This window comes from Paenibacillus sp. N22P23 (genome assembly GCF_059383735.1).
In genome coordinates, this window is record NZ_JBXENT010000001.1 from 1,964,949 (window position 1) to 1,980,783 (window position 15,835).

The following is a 15,835-nucleotide window of genomic DNA, read 5'->3' on the forward strand; positions in this document are numbered from 1 at the left end:
TTTTCATGTTAGGCGAACGCGTAAGTTTGCAGTGCTGCTGCAACGCCATCTTCTTCGTTAGATAAAGTAACGACATCCGCCGCTTCCTTCACGCCATCCGGCGAATTCGCAACAGCAACGCCGAGCCCGGCAAACATCAGCATGCCAACATCGTTGAAATAGTTCCCGATCGCCATAACCCGGCTTGGATCGACGCCTCGCGCTTCGGCAAGCTTACGCAGCGCCGTTCCTTTGCTTGCTTCTTTGTGCTGTACATCGATGAAATAGTCGCCGCTGCGGATATGCTGAAGCCCATGCTCCCAGCCGTTCCATTCCGCCTCTATCAGATCAAGATCTTCGATGCTGCCAAACAACGTGAATTTCACAAGTCCATCCGGCAGCGGATCCTTCGGATCCCGCATAACCGGTCTGGCTTCATACTTCCGGTACATCTCCGCCGCTTCCGGGCTTATTCCTTCGACCAACATGTCAAACGCGGTATTAATGTCAAAGTGATGACCGCCTTGCACGCTATAATCACGGAACCTAGCTACTTCAGAAGCGTCAATGCTATATTGGTGCAGCACTTTACGCTGCGCTGCATCGATTGTCGCTGCACCGTTGTGGGTAATCATCGTACCCGATAAACCGAGTGCATCCAGCACTGGCAACGCATTAGCTGGCCCTCTGCCTGTACATAAGACGATTTCTGCACCTCGCGCGTGAGCCTCTCTAACCGCTTCTCTCACGGCAGGTGTCAGTTCATGATTGTCCGTTAACAGCGTTCCATCAACATCCAATGCGATAATATCGTAGTTAATCGTCGTTCCCATCCTGAGTCAGCCTCTCTTTGTCTCTGTCAGTCTTCGGATACATCCGCCTTCTTATGGACAGATTGCAACTGCGTTAGTTCCTCTTCCGTAAGCGGTCGATAAGAGCCAAGCGGCAGTCCCGGATCGAGCTGCAGCGGTCCCATCGCATTGCGGCGAAGATAGACAACCTTCTTGCCAACCGCTTCGAACATTCGCTTCACTTGATGAAATTTTCCCTCGTGAATGGTTAGCGTAATCCGGCTGTATATGCCGTCTTCTTTGGTTTCTTTCTCCCCGATAACGAGCTCAGCCGGCATCGTCTCATAGCCATCGTCCAGCGTCACGCCTGCTGCGAACGCCTCTTGGTCACGTGCATCCACGTCCCCGTGTACGATCGCTTCATAAAGCTTCGGAACATGCTTCTTCGGGGATAGCAGATCATGGGCCAGCTTCCCATCGTTTGTCAGCAGCAGCAGTCCTTCTGTATCCTTATCAAGCCGACCAACCGGAAACGGCTGCAGCACACGATCCTCAGGATCGAGCAGGTCGATCACGGTACGGTCGCGCGAATCCTCCGTCGCCGATACGACACCTTGCGGTTTATGCAGCATGACATAAATCGTCTCGCGATAGATAACCTCTTCATCGTCGAATCGGACCGCCGCCTCATCCGGATCGAGCTGCAAGCCGAAATCTTTGACCACCGCACCATCCACGGTCACTCTTCCCATCTTCACAGCTCGTCTAATTTCACTGCGCGTTCCAAAACCCATATTTGCCAGCAGCTTATCCAGCCGCATTCGTTTTGCCATTCCTTTTACGCCTCCAGCATGCATTATCTTCACCCATTGTATAATAAAGCCGCTATCTTGACCAACACCTACACATCGCTGCTGAACAAAACAAAAACAGCCCCCGCCGGCAATGAGCCGCAAACGGGGACTACCCTCATGTTTACACCTTAGCTGCTAGCGCTCGTATACGCCCGCAAAGCCCGTTTCCATAACAAGCGAGCAGCCATTAGAAACAGCATCGCCAGCAGCAGTGCACCGATTGCATGTGAGGCATCGAACCGCCCGATCAATGCTTCAGCCGGCACTGTCGTCACGAGGCCTATCGGCATGACATACAAGAGCGCGAGTCGCAATGCACCTTTATAGACACTGACAGGATAACGTGACGTTTCGAATAACGAACCGAATAAGAACGCCAAATTATCCACCTTAACCGCCCAGAAGGACATGACCATCATGCCTGTCCACAGCGCATAGATAATGACGAGCGACGCCACAAACAACAAACCAAACATCAACACACCGCCGAGGCTCGGCAGTCCAGTCAAACGCCATACCGCATAGCCGGTCAAAGCAAGTCCGAGTCCAATGTCGGCGAAGCGCCATAACACTAAGTGCCGGAAGCTGACGAAAAACTGGCTGTCCACTGGTTTTAGCAATACGAAGTCCAGCGTCCCTTGCCGAATATGCCCGACAAGACGTGACATATTCGGCTGCAGAAACAGTTCCACGAAGCCATGCAGTGCGTTGAATACACCAAGAAGCGCAAGCACCTCATCGAATGACCAGCCGCCAAGTGAAGGTGATCGATAGAAGAATAATACGACTGTCAGAATCGACATCGCAAGCGAGAACAAAGTGGAGCCTAAGTTTGCTACAAAGTTAGCTCGATATTCAAATTCTTCTGCCAGACAGGCGTGGAAGAACGTTCGAAACAGTCGATATGCTCGCCTCATGTCCCCATCATCCTCCCGACGCGCCGTATCGTTTAAGTCCTTGCCGCCACATGACACGGAATAAGAGCAGCAATGCGAGCAGCCAGCCTATCTGCTGAATAAAGCCTATCATTATTTGCTGCGGCTCCCCTTGCAATCTACCAGTCAGCAGATCGACTGGGAACGCAACGGTAACATAGAAAGGCAAATATTTGGCCGCATAGGAAACCCAATCCGGAAACATCGACAGCGGTGCAATTCTCCCAGATAGAAACAGATGAATGCCTTCATACAAGGCATAAACAGCTGTCGCCCGATTGCTCCAGAACGCGAGCAAACCGAACATGTAGCCAATCAGAAACCGTAATGAGGACGAAAGCACAACGGCGAGCAGTACCAAACCAACCGTTCCGATCCCCACTGTCGTACGCATCGAAGGAATGAAGAGTGCAAGTAACAGCCATGACGGAATCATCAGTGTTGCAAAGAACACTTTATAGACCAGATTCCCGTTAATACTCCAATGAATCGGATGAAATGGTCGAAGCAGCTTTCCGGAGAAGGTTCCCTGCCGGATGTCATTGTCGAGCTCGTAGACATCCCAAGATCGCGTGAGACGGTCCACAACCAACACCGCGCAGAAATAAAGCACGTAATCGGATGCTCGGTACCCGGCAATGGAGCCGCTGCCACTGAGTGACGTCCACACCGCCAAGCTGACGAGAGGCTGCACAAACGCGCCAAACATCCAGATTAGACTCTCGCTTCGGTAGGCCATCATGATCGCCCAATCCGCTTTAAAGACGACCGCATATTTACGCCAGAATGCGCCTGCCGCAAGCATCATACGCCGATCTCCGTAGGCAGGTGAACCTGCTCTTGCTGCAGCGGGTCTTCTGCTTTGGCATAGGCCATGCCGATAACTGATTCAAGGGAAGGATCTTCTATCGTTAAATCTACAACCGGCAGCGAAGTGAGCAGCTTGGCTGATAAACCGGTCACATCCTCACGCGGTGCCTCCACTTCAAGCTCTGGATACTCATACGAAACAAGCCTTCCACCACCGCTATGAACTGCCGCTTGTACGGTTTCTACCGAAACCGGATCACCTAGTACCAAGGTTATCCGTTTATTGGGCGAGAATCGATCGATCAGCTTGCTGATCGCACCATCATAAAGCAGTTTGCCGTGGTTGATGACAAGTACCCGCTCGCATAGTGCAGACACATCTGCCATATAGTGACTTGTCAGTAGAATGGTTGCTTTATAGTCTCGGTTATACGAAGCGATGAACCTGCGCATAGCTTCCTGCATATTCACATCGAGTCCAATGGTCGGCTCGTCTAGAAATACAAGATCAGGCCGGTGCAGCAGCGCTGCGACCAGCTCGCATTTCATTCTCTCCCCAAGCGACAGCTGCCGTACAGGCTTGTCGATAACCGCCGAGAGATCAAGCATTTCGGTAAAATAATCGATCCGCTGGCGATAGTCAGCCGGCGCAATATCGTAGACTTCTTTATGAATCAGAAACGTCTCTGAGGCCGGAATATCCCAGATCAGCTGACTTTTCTGTCCCATCACGAGGCTCACCCGCTTCTTGAACGCATTTTGCTGCTGGAACGGAATAAAGCCGCCTACTTTGATCTGACCCGATGTCGGATGCAGAAGACCTGTCAGCAGCTTCATTGTCGTTGTTTTACCCGCACCGTTAGGCCCAAGAAAGCCAACAATTTGTCCCTCCGGAATGTGAAAATCGATACCGTCTACCGCACGCACCTCACGGTATTCCCGATGCCACAAGCTTCGAAGGGAAGCGGCAAAACCGGGCTGCCTGACGTGAACGCGATACACCTTCGTTAACCCTTGAACATCTATCATCAGTTAATCCTCTCCATGAAGACGATTTTCGAACGGAATTTCCGCAAGCGCTTTCGCAAGTTCGCGCAGTTGATCATCCTTTACAACAAGTCGGAATGGAGCAAAAGCAGGCGGTGCCTCACCAGAGGACGCTCCCCCATGATCCAGCCATACACGAAGCGGCGCTAAACTGGTTGCGATGTCAGCCCGAAGCTGCTTCAAGTCCAGTCCCATCAGCTCGTCCGGATAATGGACAAGCTTTTTCTCCGCCTGCGTAAACAGCTTTACCGCGCCGGAGAAGTTGTCATTGCGGAAGTGGTGCAAACCGACTGCCGCCTGCAGAAGCCCTTGATAGAGGACATTGCGGCCCTCCTCGAGCCACAGTTCCTCCATCACTTCATGGCATTCAAAATAATCCTCGTCTACATTAAACAACACTACAAAGTGAACGAACCGCTCATCATACGTATGATCCGTCCCCACTTAGTTCGTGCCGCCTTTCTTCGCCCTATTAATGGCTGTGCGAATTTCATCAGACAGCATTCGAATGCCATAGGCGTCTTCTTGCTCCCATAGCTCGTTAAACCGCAGCTGGAACTGAACGGCTTCACGAACGCGGTGGAAGAAATACAGTTCCTGAATATCGCTCAGCACGCTCGATACCATGTTCGATTTCTCTTCAAATTCCCGCTGTGCGTTAAGAATTTCTTTGTGAATGCTCGACATTTCCGTGTCCAGCACAGATGCCGCTTCGGCTGCTTTCTTCAGACGATCGCGTACCTCGTCCGGCAAGCTCTCTTTATATTTATAATTGAGCGAGTGTTCAATCGTCGCCCAGAAATTCATAGCCAGCGTACGAATTTGAATCTCGGCCAATACATGCTTGAGTCCGATTGCCGTTTGGACCGGATACTCAACAATCATATGGTAGCTTCGATAGCCGCTGTCTTTGAAATTCGTAATATAATCCTTCTCGTAGACAAGCTTCAAATCTTGGCGTAACCGAATAAATGACGCTACTCGATGAATATCATCGACAAATTGGCACATAATGCGGATGCCCGCTATATCTTCAATCCCGGTATCGATATTCTCCATTGGCACCGACAACCGCTTCGCCTTCTCCAATATGCTGGAAATCCGCTTGACCCGGCCGGTTACAAACTCGATCGGCGAATAAGCTTCCCTGTTCTTTAGCTCTGTGCGAAGCGTCTTCAGCTTCACCTTTAATTCTTCTACCGCTTGCTCGTAAGGCTGCAAAAAAAGTCCCCAGTCTCTACCGTCCATCCGGCCGCCTCCTGTCTAAGACCGATGATCTGCTCCTACTGCTTCTATAATCGACTTAAATCCATCTCTGCGCAAGTTTTCCTTTAGCCCGGTCGCAAGTTCTCGCAGCAATTCCGGCCCTCGATAGATGAGTGCCGTATAGATTTCAACAAGACTTGCACCTGCGCGAATTTTATCGTATGCATCTGCAGCAGTAAAGATGCCGCCTGAACCAATAATAGGCAGGTTGCCGCCGGTTTGTCGATATACCTCGCGAATAACTTCCGTTGATCGGTCCTTTAAGGGCTTCCCGCTCAGGCCGCCGGTCTCCTTCGCATTCGAATGCTGCAGGCCATCACGGCTAATTGTCGTATTTGTTGCAATAATGCCGTTTACGCCGCTCGCCTTAATCGTATCGACTGTATAGCCGAGCTGCTCGTCCGTCATATCCGGCGCGATTTTGACCAGAACCGCCTTGCGTGTACCGCCGTTCTTCTTCGCTTGAACAACCATTTCTTCCATTACGGTCGATAATAGAAGTCTCAATTCATCACCATGCTGCAGCGCCCGTAAATCCGGCGTGTTCGGAGAACTAATATTGACGACAAAGAAATCGCCATATGTATATAAGGCTTGCAAGCAAGCACGGTAATCCTCGTGGGCCAGTTCATTCGGCGTTGTTTTGTTTTTGCCTATGTTGACCGCGATCGGTATACGCCTGTTCGTATCCTGCGCCAGTCTTGCCGCCATTGCAGCCGCGCCTTCATTATTGAAGCCCATTCGGTTAATCAATGCTTCATCGGAAGGCAAACGGAACAATCGCGGGAGATCATTGCCTATCTGCCCTTTAGGTGTTACTGTTCCTACCTCTGCAAATCCGAAGCCAATATTGGCAAACATATCGACAGCCTTAGCATTCTTATCCAATCCCGCGGCAAGTCCAATCGGATGGGCAAAATGTAGGCCAAACAGATCGACTTCAAGCTCCTTTGCTTCCGGTACACCGTACATCGCTCGCATCAGTGCCGGTATTCCCGGTACACGGCTTGCAGTATGAAGGCCATCAATAACCGTATGATGGGCTTTCTCGGGGTCCATTCGGAAGAAATAAGGCTTGGCCAATTTTGAATACAACAACGTAACTCACTCCGTTCTTCGTGTTAGCTCTACCGAACAGTTTAACGTGTTAGAAGGGAAAAAGAAAGAGCCTGCCGCGGCTTTCCTGCGTGCAAACCCCTTATTTACAACCGGTAGAGTAGTTGTATCTGGCCAAGAAAACGATTACAATAAGGGTACAAACCCACTTAAAGTAAAAGAAAGGTTGATCCACATGAGCCAAGCCAAGAAGAGACCCCCAATTATGAAGAGCAAGCCCAAGGAACAAATCAATAAGAAGGCGCTCGTTTGGATTGGATCAATTTTCAGTGTTGTCGTCATCGTGATGGCTGTACTGCTAATTCTTGATAATAAATAGCATCTCGTATTAGTTCAACCAGCGATAAACAACAGCGGTGTTCGTCTCGTCCTGCACCGGCTTCAAGCGGAAACGCTCAGCAGCCGGAGTCGCAGCGCTCGGGAGGACATCGCTTTTTATTTCCACTTTCGTTCCGAGCGGCACCATATCATACAGTTCTTCAAGATCCTTCTTGTTCATCCGCACACAGCCGTGAGACTCATCCTTCCCAATACTTTCCGGTTCATCAGTGCCATGAATCGCATAAAGGGTATTTGAAAGTGTCATGCCTCGGCTGCCGAATTCGCTGTCATCCCGCCCATTGGGGTTTTTCACTTTCTCGCTGATGAAGAATGCACCTGATGGTGTCTTCTTTCCACCAAGACCGACTGAATAACTGCGGACAATAACATCTCCCGAGACGACAGCTAGCTGATGGCGGTCTTTATCTACGATAATGGATAGCGGTTCATCGGAGAGCTTAGTCTCAGAAGAACTTGCGAAAGTGGATTGCGAGTCCGAAGTGGAATTTGAGCCTTCGCTTCCGGCTTTCTCTACAGTCGAACCTACACTTGCGGGTTTCCCGGCTGTACGTTCCTTCCCTGCCTGCAACAGCGCCGGGAACAACTTCTTCATCTGAGATGACGTTCCTGACAGTGTATTATTCGGATAAGAGCGCGTCAGATCATCCATGCTTGAGGGCCAAGACTTCGTGCGTTCGTGATAATGTGTAATCGCACTTGCCAGCGTCCAGCGCATTTCTTGCTCGCGGCTCCACTCGGTATAGGCTTTGAATGCGGAGGAGGCATTTCCCGGTTGACAGTCACAGGTTTGACCGTCGAGCAGACGAACTGAAGCCTCATCCGATTTCCCTTCCCGTTTTGCCTCAACCAATATACGTGTGTCCCCTGTCCATTTGCGCCAATTCCCGTCACGCTGCAGCATGACTGCTAAACTTGTCCGCGAAGGTCGCCCCTCTCCAGTTAGCAACGCCCCCAGTGCATTTCCCAATGTCTTCTCTCCTGCAGGTTTAATGAAGGCAACCCTTAGCCCATTCTTCGCAGGTGCTTGAGTCTGAACATTTGCTGAATCTACGTCGACTTCTTGCTCCGCTTCATCCTTTGCCAAGCCGAAGGGGGCTGCCAATAAGACCCCTAGAAAGACTAAAGAAGCAATCGAGATGCGAGTCAACAAATTCCTAACTCTTCGCTTCTTATTCCACTGTTCGATAATAACGCTTGGATCATGAGCCAGCTCATGCTGCTTGCGTTCATAGGCTTCATACACACTGCCGGACTGCAGAAAACAGTAATTCGCTTTCGCTTCCTTGCCTTCTTCCATATATTGTTTGCCCAATAGATACCACGCCATTCGATTCGTTGGATGGTTCTGTACGTAGCGCTTCAAATAGGATTTATCATTTTGTTCCTCAATCATGAAACTGAACCTCCGGACCTTTGAATTGTTGTAGCTACTATATCGGCAAAAAGAGCCGTACGGTTTGCACCGCACAGCTCTTTTTGTGAAAATTTTATTCACTTTAAAACTTCTTATCACGAAGCAACACGGACCGAGCATCGGATAGCCACTGTACATCAAGTCCAAGCTCCTCCGCGAAGAAGCGGACCGGCAGGAACAATCTGCTGTCAGATGTGAACGCTGCCGAGCGAAGCGCCAATGTTTCGGACGCGCCACTAGAAAGCTTCTTCACGATTTGCGCAGAACCGCTCTTCACCGTATAGCTGACACCATTAAGATCCAGAACAGCAGATCCACCTGAATATTTCACACGGAAACCAAGCTCCTCTGTCAGCACTCTAAGCGGCACGAATGTTGTTCCGGCTTTAATGATCGGCGCCACATCGGCGTCCAGCACCTTCTGATGATACAGCAAATGGATGCTTCCATCCGCTTGCAATTGCTCGGGCACCGTATACGGAACCACAACTCTAATCGTGTTACTTCCTGCATCGGCAATTGCAAATGCGCCTTGTCCCATCCACACGACATCGGTCGGCCGATTTAGCGTTGCGCTTCCCGCAATACCGCTAGTCCTGCCTTCTTCGCCGGGCACACCTGCAATCGTGGTTACTGCACCTTTATTCAAATAGCGGATCACATGATTCAGCGAGTCTGCGATTAGAACTCCGCCTTCCGGCGTAACGGTCAAACCTCGCGGTGCTTGGAACTTTGCACTGGCTGCATTTCCATCGGCATAACCGCCCTCTGAATACGGTTCCTTGGCTTCGTATTTAGCAGCAGTACCCGCAACTGTCGTAACCGTCAGCGTCTTGAAATCAATATAACGAATAAGATTATTGCCTGTATCACTTACGTATAAATTGCCTTTCGCGTCTAAAGCAAGGCCGCTAGGTTCATTGAATTTAGCCTGGCTCAGCGGTCCGTCAGCATAATCGCCAGCTCCTTCAACTACGCCAGGGAAATATTCAACAATGCGAGTCGAAGCTGCGTTCAGCGTCGTCACTTTACCATCTTTAATTTGACGAATAACATGATTGAGTGTATCGGCTACATAAATGACTCCATTGCCTGTAACGGCTAGATCCAGTGGATGATAGAAGCGCGCTGCTTCACCATTGCCGTCTGCCGAGCCAATGATTCCATTTCCTGCGAGGGTTACCACTTTACCTTCATTCGTAATCTTGCGGATCGCATTATTCTCAGCATCAGCAATATATACGGCACCACTCGCATCTTCCGCCAGGCCTGACGGGCGATTAAATGCGGACTCCGCTGCGGTACCATCAATCAAGCTGCCAAGTGGTGAATTGAACTCGTCGTCTCCGATATAAACGCCTGCAGCTGTCGCAGTCTGTGAAGGTGTCACAACTCGCAGATTCTGATTGCGGGAATCTGCAACTAAAAAGGCATCTGCACCGGAATCATACAGCAGAGATGTCGGTTCTCGAAATGCAGCAGCGGCTGATTTGCCATCCGTCAATTCATAAGCGCCGGTGCCAGCTGCCGTATATACCTCATAAAGCGGCTTGTTTCGAAGCACGGTATCAACTGCGGCTGTGTTTGAAGCAGCATAAACGCTGCCGCCGAAAGAACCAAGCAGGACTGCCGCTGCAAGTGTAAGCGCGGCAGTTTTCTGTTTATTGATCATGAGATGCTTTTCCCCTTACGTCAAATTTTGGGCGGGCTTAACTTGAAGCACAAGCTCAGGTCCTTTAAGCGTTGCCACCGGAACACCGGCTGCATCCACTGCAGTAATGGATTTGATCCGGAAATGAACCGGCGCTGCCATTGTATCCGGGCCAATCTCTTCATTAACAGGCAGTATCGCTCTTACTAGGAAAGGCAGCTTCAAAACTGATGCGGCATTACTGATTTGAACAGAATCGCCTGAGAACTTCGCTACCGTATAAACTAGCGTATTCTTCGTTTCGCCTTCTACGATCCGATAGTCATCTACGCTGTTAGCGCCTGATACATGCTGTCCTTCAGGCTCTACTACGAAGCCGCCTCCACCGGAACGGTAATCCAGTGATGTCGATTCGCCATCAAAGCGGCTCGTATCGAAACTGGCTGCCTCTGCATCGTACTCGATTTCAATTTGATAACCTTTGATTTTACGCGAATCGCTAAACCCACTAAATTCGACTTCTACATCCACTGCTCCGGTTTGACTCGTCATGATGAGAGGCGAAGCAGCGTAAGCCGTTTGACTGAATTTTAAGCTGGCAAGCGCATTTGTTGCTGTACCACTGTTGCTATTACTGCTTGAGCCATTCTCTTTAATCGGCTGCTTCGCGATTTCATCGCGCTTTGCATTAAACTTATCCTGTTCTTCCTTAGACAGCTTCTCGAAGTAAAGCAGCTCCAGCTTCTTCGTGAGTTCGTCCAAAGCCTTCCGATTCTCTTCTGCCATCTTCTCCTGCTGTTCTTTTGCCTTCTTTACGGCTTCAGCCATTTTTTCCTTTTGTTCTTGAAGCAGCTTTTCTTTGGCATCTCCAAGCTTCTGCTGCTTCTCCTTCAGCTCTTCAGCTGCTTTCTGCTTCAATTTATCCGCTTCAGAAAGCTTCAAGTCTGCCACAGTGTCTAGGTCCAGCAGCTTCTCTTTGGCATTCTTATTGATCTGATCGATCAGATCTATATCAATCTTCTTCGCTTCCACTGCTTCGCGAGCCATTATCGACAGCAGGTTCGTTAAATTATTAGCTGCTGTTTGTAAATCTTCCGCCGATTTAATCGTGCCGCCGAAATTATCTTTACTCGCCGGATCGTCCATGCTGTCTTTCGCTTTATTCAGCATTTCTTCTTGTTCCTTGCGAATGTTAGCTGCGTCCTCAAGGATGGCTTTGATAATTGCGGGAGAAGCGTTATTTATGAAATTCGTAATATCCATAATCGAAATGGATGTTGTTAATCCCTGTCCGTTTGCATTGTTGGCTTCATCCAGCTGTTCCGTTGGATACAGCGTTACATTACGATCTTGATCTGGCGTACCATCCGTATCAAGACGAATCCCGCCTGTAATAGCTTCTATTACACCCGCTGCCAGGAACACACTCGTCAGACCCGTTCTAGGATTGACGCCGACGAAGAACTGGGTTCCGCGCACACCCATAATCGAAGTTGGTGTTTCCACTTCAAATTGATCATTCGCATTGGATACAGATTTCACTTTCACCCACAGCGAACCCGCCCACACACTCATTTTGGTTTTGGTGCCGCTTGATTCCTTCAGTTTCGTAAACGTAACTTGAGAGCTTGGACCAATTGTAATGGTATCCTTGTCCGCGTCATCACTAGCTAGTTGGAGTACCACACTTCCGTCTTTACTCGTAGCAATTTGGTCGCCTTCATTTAAGCTCATCTTATTAAACGCCGCGAATGGCTTGGCTCCGCCAGACTTCAGGACCGTAACTGCACCTTTCATCGAATCTACGATTGCAACACGCATCACTTGAGCTGAAGCCTTGCCGGCACCTGCAAAAAGTGACGCTGGCCCGATCGCGAGCAGCAAGCATAACATCGTGAGCAGCCTGCGGTAGTTTTTGCTAATCATGTTCCTACTCTCCCTTTCAGCTGATCAATCATGATCGCTTCCTTATTCGTTGTATCCATCTCGCTATGTTCATCCGCCTCGCCTAACACTTCCGTAACCAGGACAGGCTTCTCTTTCCCTTTCACCTTCACTTCGCCAATGGCTTGCGTAATGAATTTGCCTTTCACCCGAGCAAGCGTTTCTTCACTGATCAGAATTTGCCCCGGCTTCGCGTTAGACTCGAGCCGTGCCGCCAGATTGACGGTGTCACCGATCGCCGTATAGTCAAGCCTCAGCATCTGAGAACCAATGTTGCCGACGACGGCAGGGCCGCTGTTCACACCAACGCCGAATCGAACGGGAACGCCAATCTCTCGCAAACAACGCTCCTCGAGCTCCGCCGATTGACGCTTCATTTCTAGCGCTGCTCGTACTGCAAGCTCAGGATGGTTCGGCTGCGAGATCGGCGCGCCGAAGATGGCCATAACACCGTCTCCGATGAACTTATCGAGCGTACCATTCCAATTGAACACGGCCTTCGTGCATATATCCAAGTATTCATTGAGGACTTGAATGACCTGCTCCGGCTCCAGCTTCTCGGACATCGGTGTGAAGCCCCGGATATCGACGAATACTACGCTGATGTCGCGGCGTTGACCGCCTACTGTTACTTCCTCGCCGGAAGCGAGCATCTCATCCACGACCGTCCGCGGTACGAAGCGGCCAAAAATATTCGTGACTCGGCTGCGCTCTCGTCGTTCCGCAACATAATGGCTGACGACGGACCATATGAACACAGTCGTTAATGCCAAGAACGGATATGTAAACGTAATAAATAATGATTTGAGCTGATACAGCTCAATCCAGACCAATATAAATACAGCAGCGAGCGCCCCATATACCGCAAACGCCTTACCCCCGGTAAATCGTTCAAACAGAAGCGTGGACAGGAGCGTCAGCAGAATAATCAAGGCGTAATTCACAACAGGACTTGCTTTCGTTGAGAACTTCCCGGCAACAAGCGATTGAATCATGTTCGCGTGAATCTCAACCCCGTACATCTTCAGCGTCGTGCTGAGCGGAGTTAAATACTCGTCCTGCAAGCCGGCTGCGAATGGACCGATCAGTACAACATCGCCTTGGTAGTAATCAGCCGGGATGTTTCCTGACAATACATCGAAGAAGGACTGTGAATCATAACCGGTTGCAAGGCTCATCTCCTCACGAGGCTCTGTGTAGAACTCCGTCGCGATTTGATTACGGCTGTCTGCCGGAATCCGCTGCTCCCCGCGATACCAGTCTTTCTTCTCTTCATTCCACACAATCTGATGCTCTTGATCCAGCAAGTAATTGGCAAGCTTAACGCTGAATGCCGGGAGGACATGGCCTTTATCATCGTTCAATCCGATCGTTAACTTACGGACCGTACCGTCCTTATCCTGCAGGACATTGATATGTCCCAATTGATCAGGTCCGGCTCCGATCGTCTCGGCAGGGTAGGAAATCGATTCCGTCTCCAGCTCCCCGGCTTCATCTTGTCTCGCCTTGAAGTTAAAAACGACCGGTAAGATGACATTGGCGTATTTCTTCATCGTCTCCGCCATCAGCTTATCGCTCTCCGGATCATTCCCCGGCTCTGCGAGCACGACGTCTAGCGCTATCGCTTTAGCCCCCGCTTCCGCTAACATCGAAATAAGCTGCGCATAGAGTCCGCGGTCCCACGGGAATTGTCCTAAATTGTCGAGTGAGGCTTGGTCAATTTTGATGAGCTTGATATTCACATTCGGAGCACGATCCGCATCTGCCTTTTGCATGATGTTATCCTGTAGAACCGACTCTACCTGTCCCAGCGTGCCGCCTGTTCCCAAACTGCTTAGAAACGACCAGAACAAACAGATCAGCAGCCCTGAGGCTGTTGTTATCAACCACTTTCGCCTGAGCATATTTTCCCCCTAGTTCCGCAAAAACCAGTAAATTTTTCCTAGTAATCTTCCTTCTATTCTAGTTCACTTTCAGAAGATATAGCAATATAAACATGTCGAAACAACAAGAAAAATCCCACCTCTTGTCGAAACAAGAAATGGGATTTCTCTCCGTTCATATTTAGCAGAATTAGTTATTAAAAGGAGCGTCTGCGATTTTGATGGAATCCGTCGGGCAGCCGTCTGCCGCGTCTTGCAAATCATCATATAGATCCGATGGGATTTCTGTGTTGCCGTGGTTACCGTCGCTGCCGAAAATAACCTCTGCTAGACCTTCATCGTCGTAGTCGTAAATGTCCGGTGCCGTTGCCCCGCATGCTCCGCAAGCAATGCACGTATCTTTTTCAACCCAAGTAAACTTCGACATCGTATTCCCTCCTATTAATTGTAAGCCAAGAAACTTACGATTGTGTGGTTTTTTAGCGAACAACCCTCATTCATCACTATATAACATATGCTCGTCAGTTTGCAAGGATGTCCCTCTAATTCGTTTGTTGCGAATTAATGCCGAAGGATCGTCTCCAAGCATGCCTGCTGTAAGCACGGCATCCTCGCCAAACTTATCGCGAAGCATATCCATAGCCTTCGTTAAAGCAGCCTTACGAGGCTGTTCTTTATATTCAAACAAGTCTAGCTGTACGGCAGTTTCATCCTGCAATGAGAGATTCTGCAGCGTGATTCCTAGCAGTCTAACAGGCTCGCCTAGCGGCCAATGTTTATCGAATAGTTTACAAGCTTCTTTATGAATATCTGCAGCAGAATCAGTGGGCACAGGAAGTGTTATCGATCTGCTTACCGTTGTCATATCCGGTTTGCGGATGACGATCTGAATCGTGGATGCCATCATCTTCTGATGACGCATTCTGCGTCCGGTTTGATCAGCCAAATTCAGCAAAATACGGTGCACTTCCGTGCGATCTTTCACATCTTTGGGCAATGTCGTTGTATGACCGACGGATTTGTTGCGTTCTCTGGCCGCATTGACGGGTGAATGATCATAACCGTACGACGCCGACTTCATCCATGAACCGAGTACGCCAAAATGTTTCGTCAGCATCGCTTCATCCGCTTCCGCCAATTGCCCGATCGTTCGTATATTGAGCTTAGTGAGCTTATCTGCCGTCTTGCGTCCAATTCCAAACAGCGAGTCGCATGGTTTATCCCATAACAGCTTAGGTACATCTCTGATTCGCAGCACCGTGAACCCATTGGGCTTCTGCATGTCTGAGGCCATCTTGGCCAGCAGCTTATTTGGAGCAACGCCAATCGAGCAAGGGAGATTCCACTCGGTTTGGATTCGGTCCTGAATCGCATGGGCGATATCCAGCGGCTCTCCGAATGCGGAGGAGCCTGTAATATCCATAAAGCATTCATCGATGGACATCGCTTCAACTAACGGCGTGTATTGCCTGGCAATCGACATAAACCCGCGCGAATAGGTTCGGTAGAGATCAAAGTCCGGGCGAATAAGGATCAGATCCGGACAGCGGCGCATGCCTTCGCGCACAGTCATCCCCGTCTTCACCCCTTGCTTGCGGGCTGCATAGGAGGAAGTGACGATAATGCCTTTGCGCAGCTCCACACTACCGGCAACCGCTGTAGGCTTTCCTTTATATAGATGCGGTTCTTCTGCTTCATGAACGGAGCAATAGAATGCGTTCATGTCCAGATGCAAAATGATGCGGTTCTTGGCAGTTGGCTTCTGTTCCGTTGACATTAGTGACTTCCTCCTATTCCGCAAAA

Annotated in this window: 15 protein-coding genes; 1 reads left to right on the forward strand and 14 read right to left on the reverse strand. The window is 49.8% G+C overall.

The features are described 5' to 3' along the window. Positions 1–8 precede the first annotated feature (8 nt). From AC506A_RS09210 to AC506A_RS09245, 8 genes are all read right to left on the reverse strand, one after another. The gene (locus AC506A_RS09210; RefSeq protein ID WP_495460635.1) at positions 9–812 is read right to left on the reverse strand and encodes a Cof-type HAD-IIB family hydrolase; all 804 of its coding nucleotides are present in this window, start codon (positions 810–812) and stop codon (positions 9–11) included. 26 nt (positions 813–838) lie between these two features. Beyond that, positions 839–1,603, reverse strand: coding sequence for a pseudouridine synthase (locus AC506A_RS09215; protein WP_495460636.1), 765 nt, complete (start codon positions 1,601–1,603; stop codon positions 839–841). 149 nt (positions 1,604–1,752) lie between these two features. Then, on the reverse strand, positions 1,753–2,541 hold the full coding sequence (locus AC506A_RS09220; RefSeq protein ID WP_495460637.1) for an ABC transporter permease: 789 nt from the start codon (positions 2,539–2,541) through the stop codon (positions 1,753–1,755). A 7-nt stretch (positions 2,542–2,548) separates the two neighbouring features. Then, the gene (locus AC506A_RS09225) at positions 2,549–3,367 is read right to left on the reverse strand and encodes an ABC transporter permease (protein ID WP_495460638.1); all 819 of its coding nucleotides are present in this window, start codon (positions 3,365–3,367) and stop codon (positions 2,549–2,551) included. After that, positions 3,364–4,398: an ABC transporter ATP-binding protein gene (locus AC506A_RS09230; protein ID WP_495460639.1), complete on the reverse strand. Its 1,035-nt coding sequence runs from the start codon at positions 4,396–4,398 to the stop codon at positions 3,364–3,366. Before AC506A_RS09230 ends, AC506A_RS09225 begins: the two co-directional genes overlap by 4 nt. A gap of 3 nt (positions 4,399–4,401) precedes the next feature. After that, complete coding sequence (locus AC506A_RS09235) at positions 4,402–4,860, reverse strand: DUF309 domain-containing protein (protein ID WP_495460640.1); 459 nt, start codon at positions 4,858–4,860, stop codon at positions 4,402–4,404. Further along, complete coding sequence (gene yjbM / locus AC506A_RS09240; RefSeq protein ID WP_495460641.1) at positions 4,861–5,664, reverse strand: GTP diphosphokinase; 804 nt, start codon at positions 5,662–5,664, stop codon at positions 4,861–4,863. A 15-nt stretch (positions 5,665–5,679) separates the two neighbouring features. After that, positions 5,680–6,780, reverse strand: coding sequence for a quinone-dependent dihydroorotate dehydrogenase (locus tag AC506A_RS09245; RefSeq protein ID WP_495460642.1), 1,101 nt, complete (start codon positions 6,778–6,780; stop codon positions 5,680–5,682). Here AC506A_RS09245 and AC506A_RS09250 point away from each other — a divergent pair. Beyond that, positions 6,758–7,117 (forward strand): hypothetical protein, encoded by a 360-nt coding sequence (locus AC506A_RS09250; protein ID WP_495460643.1) that lies wholly within the window; start codon positions 6,758–6,760, stop codon positions 7,115–7,117. The genes AC506A_RS09245 and AC506A_RS09250 overlap by 23 nt on opposite strands. Positions 7,118–7,126: 9 nt before the next feature. Here the strand turns inward: AC506A_RS09250 and AC506A_RS09255 are convergent, their stop codons facing one another. The 6 genes from AC506A_RS09255 to AC506A_RS09280 form a co-directional block, all read right to left on the reverse strand. Next, a complete protein-coding gene (locus AC506A_RS09255; RefSeq protein WP_495460644.1) occupies positions 7,127–8,533 on the reverse strand; it encodes a L,D-transpeptidase in 1,407 nt (468 codons plus the stop codon). A gap of 103 nt (positions 8,534–8,636) precedes the next feature. Beyond that, complete coding sequence (locus tag AC506A_RS09260) at positions 8,637–10,226, reverse strand: stalk domain-containing protein (RefSeq protein ID WP_495460645.1); 1,590 nt, start codon at positions 10,224–10,226, stop codon at positions 8,637–8,639. A gap of 15 nt (positions 10,227–10,241) precedes the next feature. Beyond that, positions 10,242–12,131, reverse strand: coding sequence for a FecR family protein (locus AC506A_RS09265; RefSeq protein ID WP_495460646.1), 1,890 nt, complete (start codon positions 12,129–12,131; stop codon positions 10,242–10,244). Continuing rightward, the gene (locus AC506A_RS09270; RefSeq protein ID WP_495460647.1) at positions 12,128–14,053 is read right to left on the reverse strand and encodes a CHASE2 domain-containing protein; all 1,926 of its coding nucleotides are present in this window, start codon (positions 14,051–14,053) and stop codon (positions 12,128–12,130) included. The genes AC506A_RS09265 and AC506A_RS09270 overlap by 4 nt, the downstream gene beginning before the upstream one ends. Positions 14,054–14,222: 169 nt before the next feature. After that, positions 14,223–14,459, reverse strand: a complete 237-nt coding sequence (locus AC506A_RS09275) for a ferredoxin (RefSeq protein WP_091214960.1) — start codon at positions 14,457–14,459, stop codon at positions 14,223–14,225. A 66-nt stretch (positions 14,460–14,525) separates the two neighbouring features. Beyond that, positions 14,526–15,809 (reverse strand): DNA polymerase IV, encoded by a 1,284-nt coding sequence (locus tag AC506A_RS09280; protein WP_495460648.1) that lies wholly within the window; start codon positions 15,807–15,809, stop codon positions 14,526–14,528. Positions 15,810–15,835 lie beyond the last annotated feature (26 nt).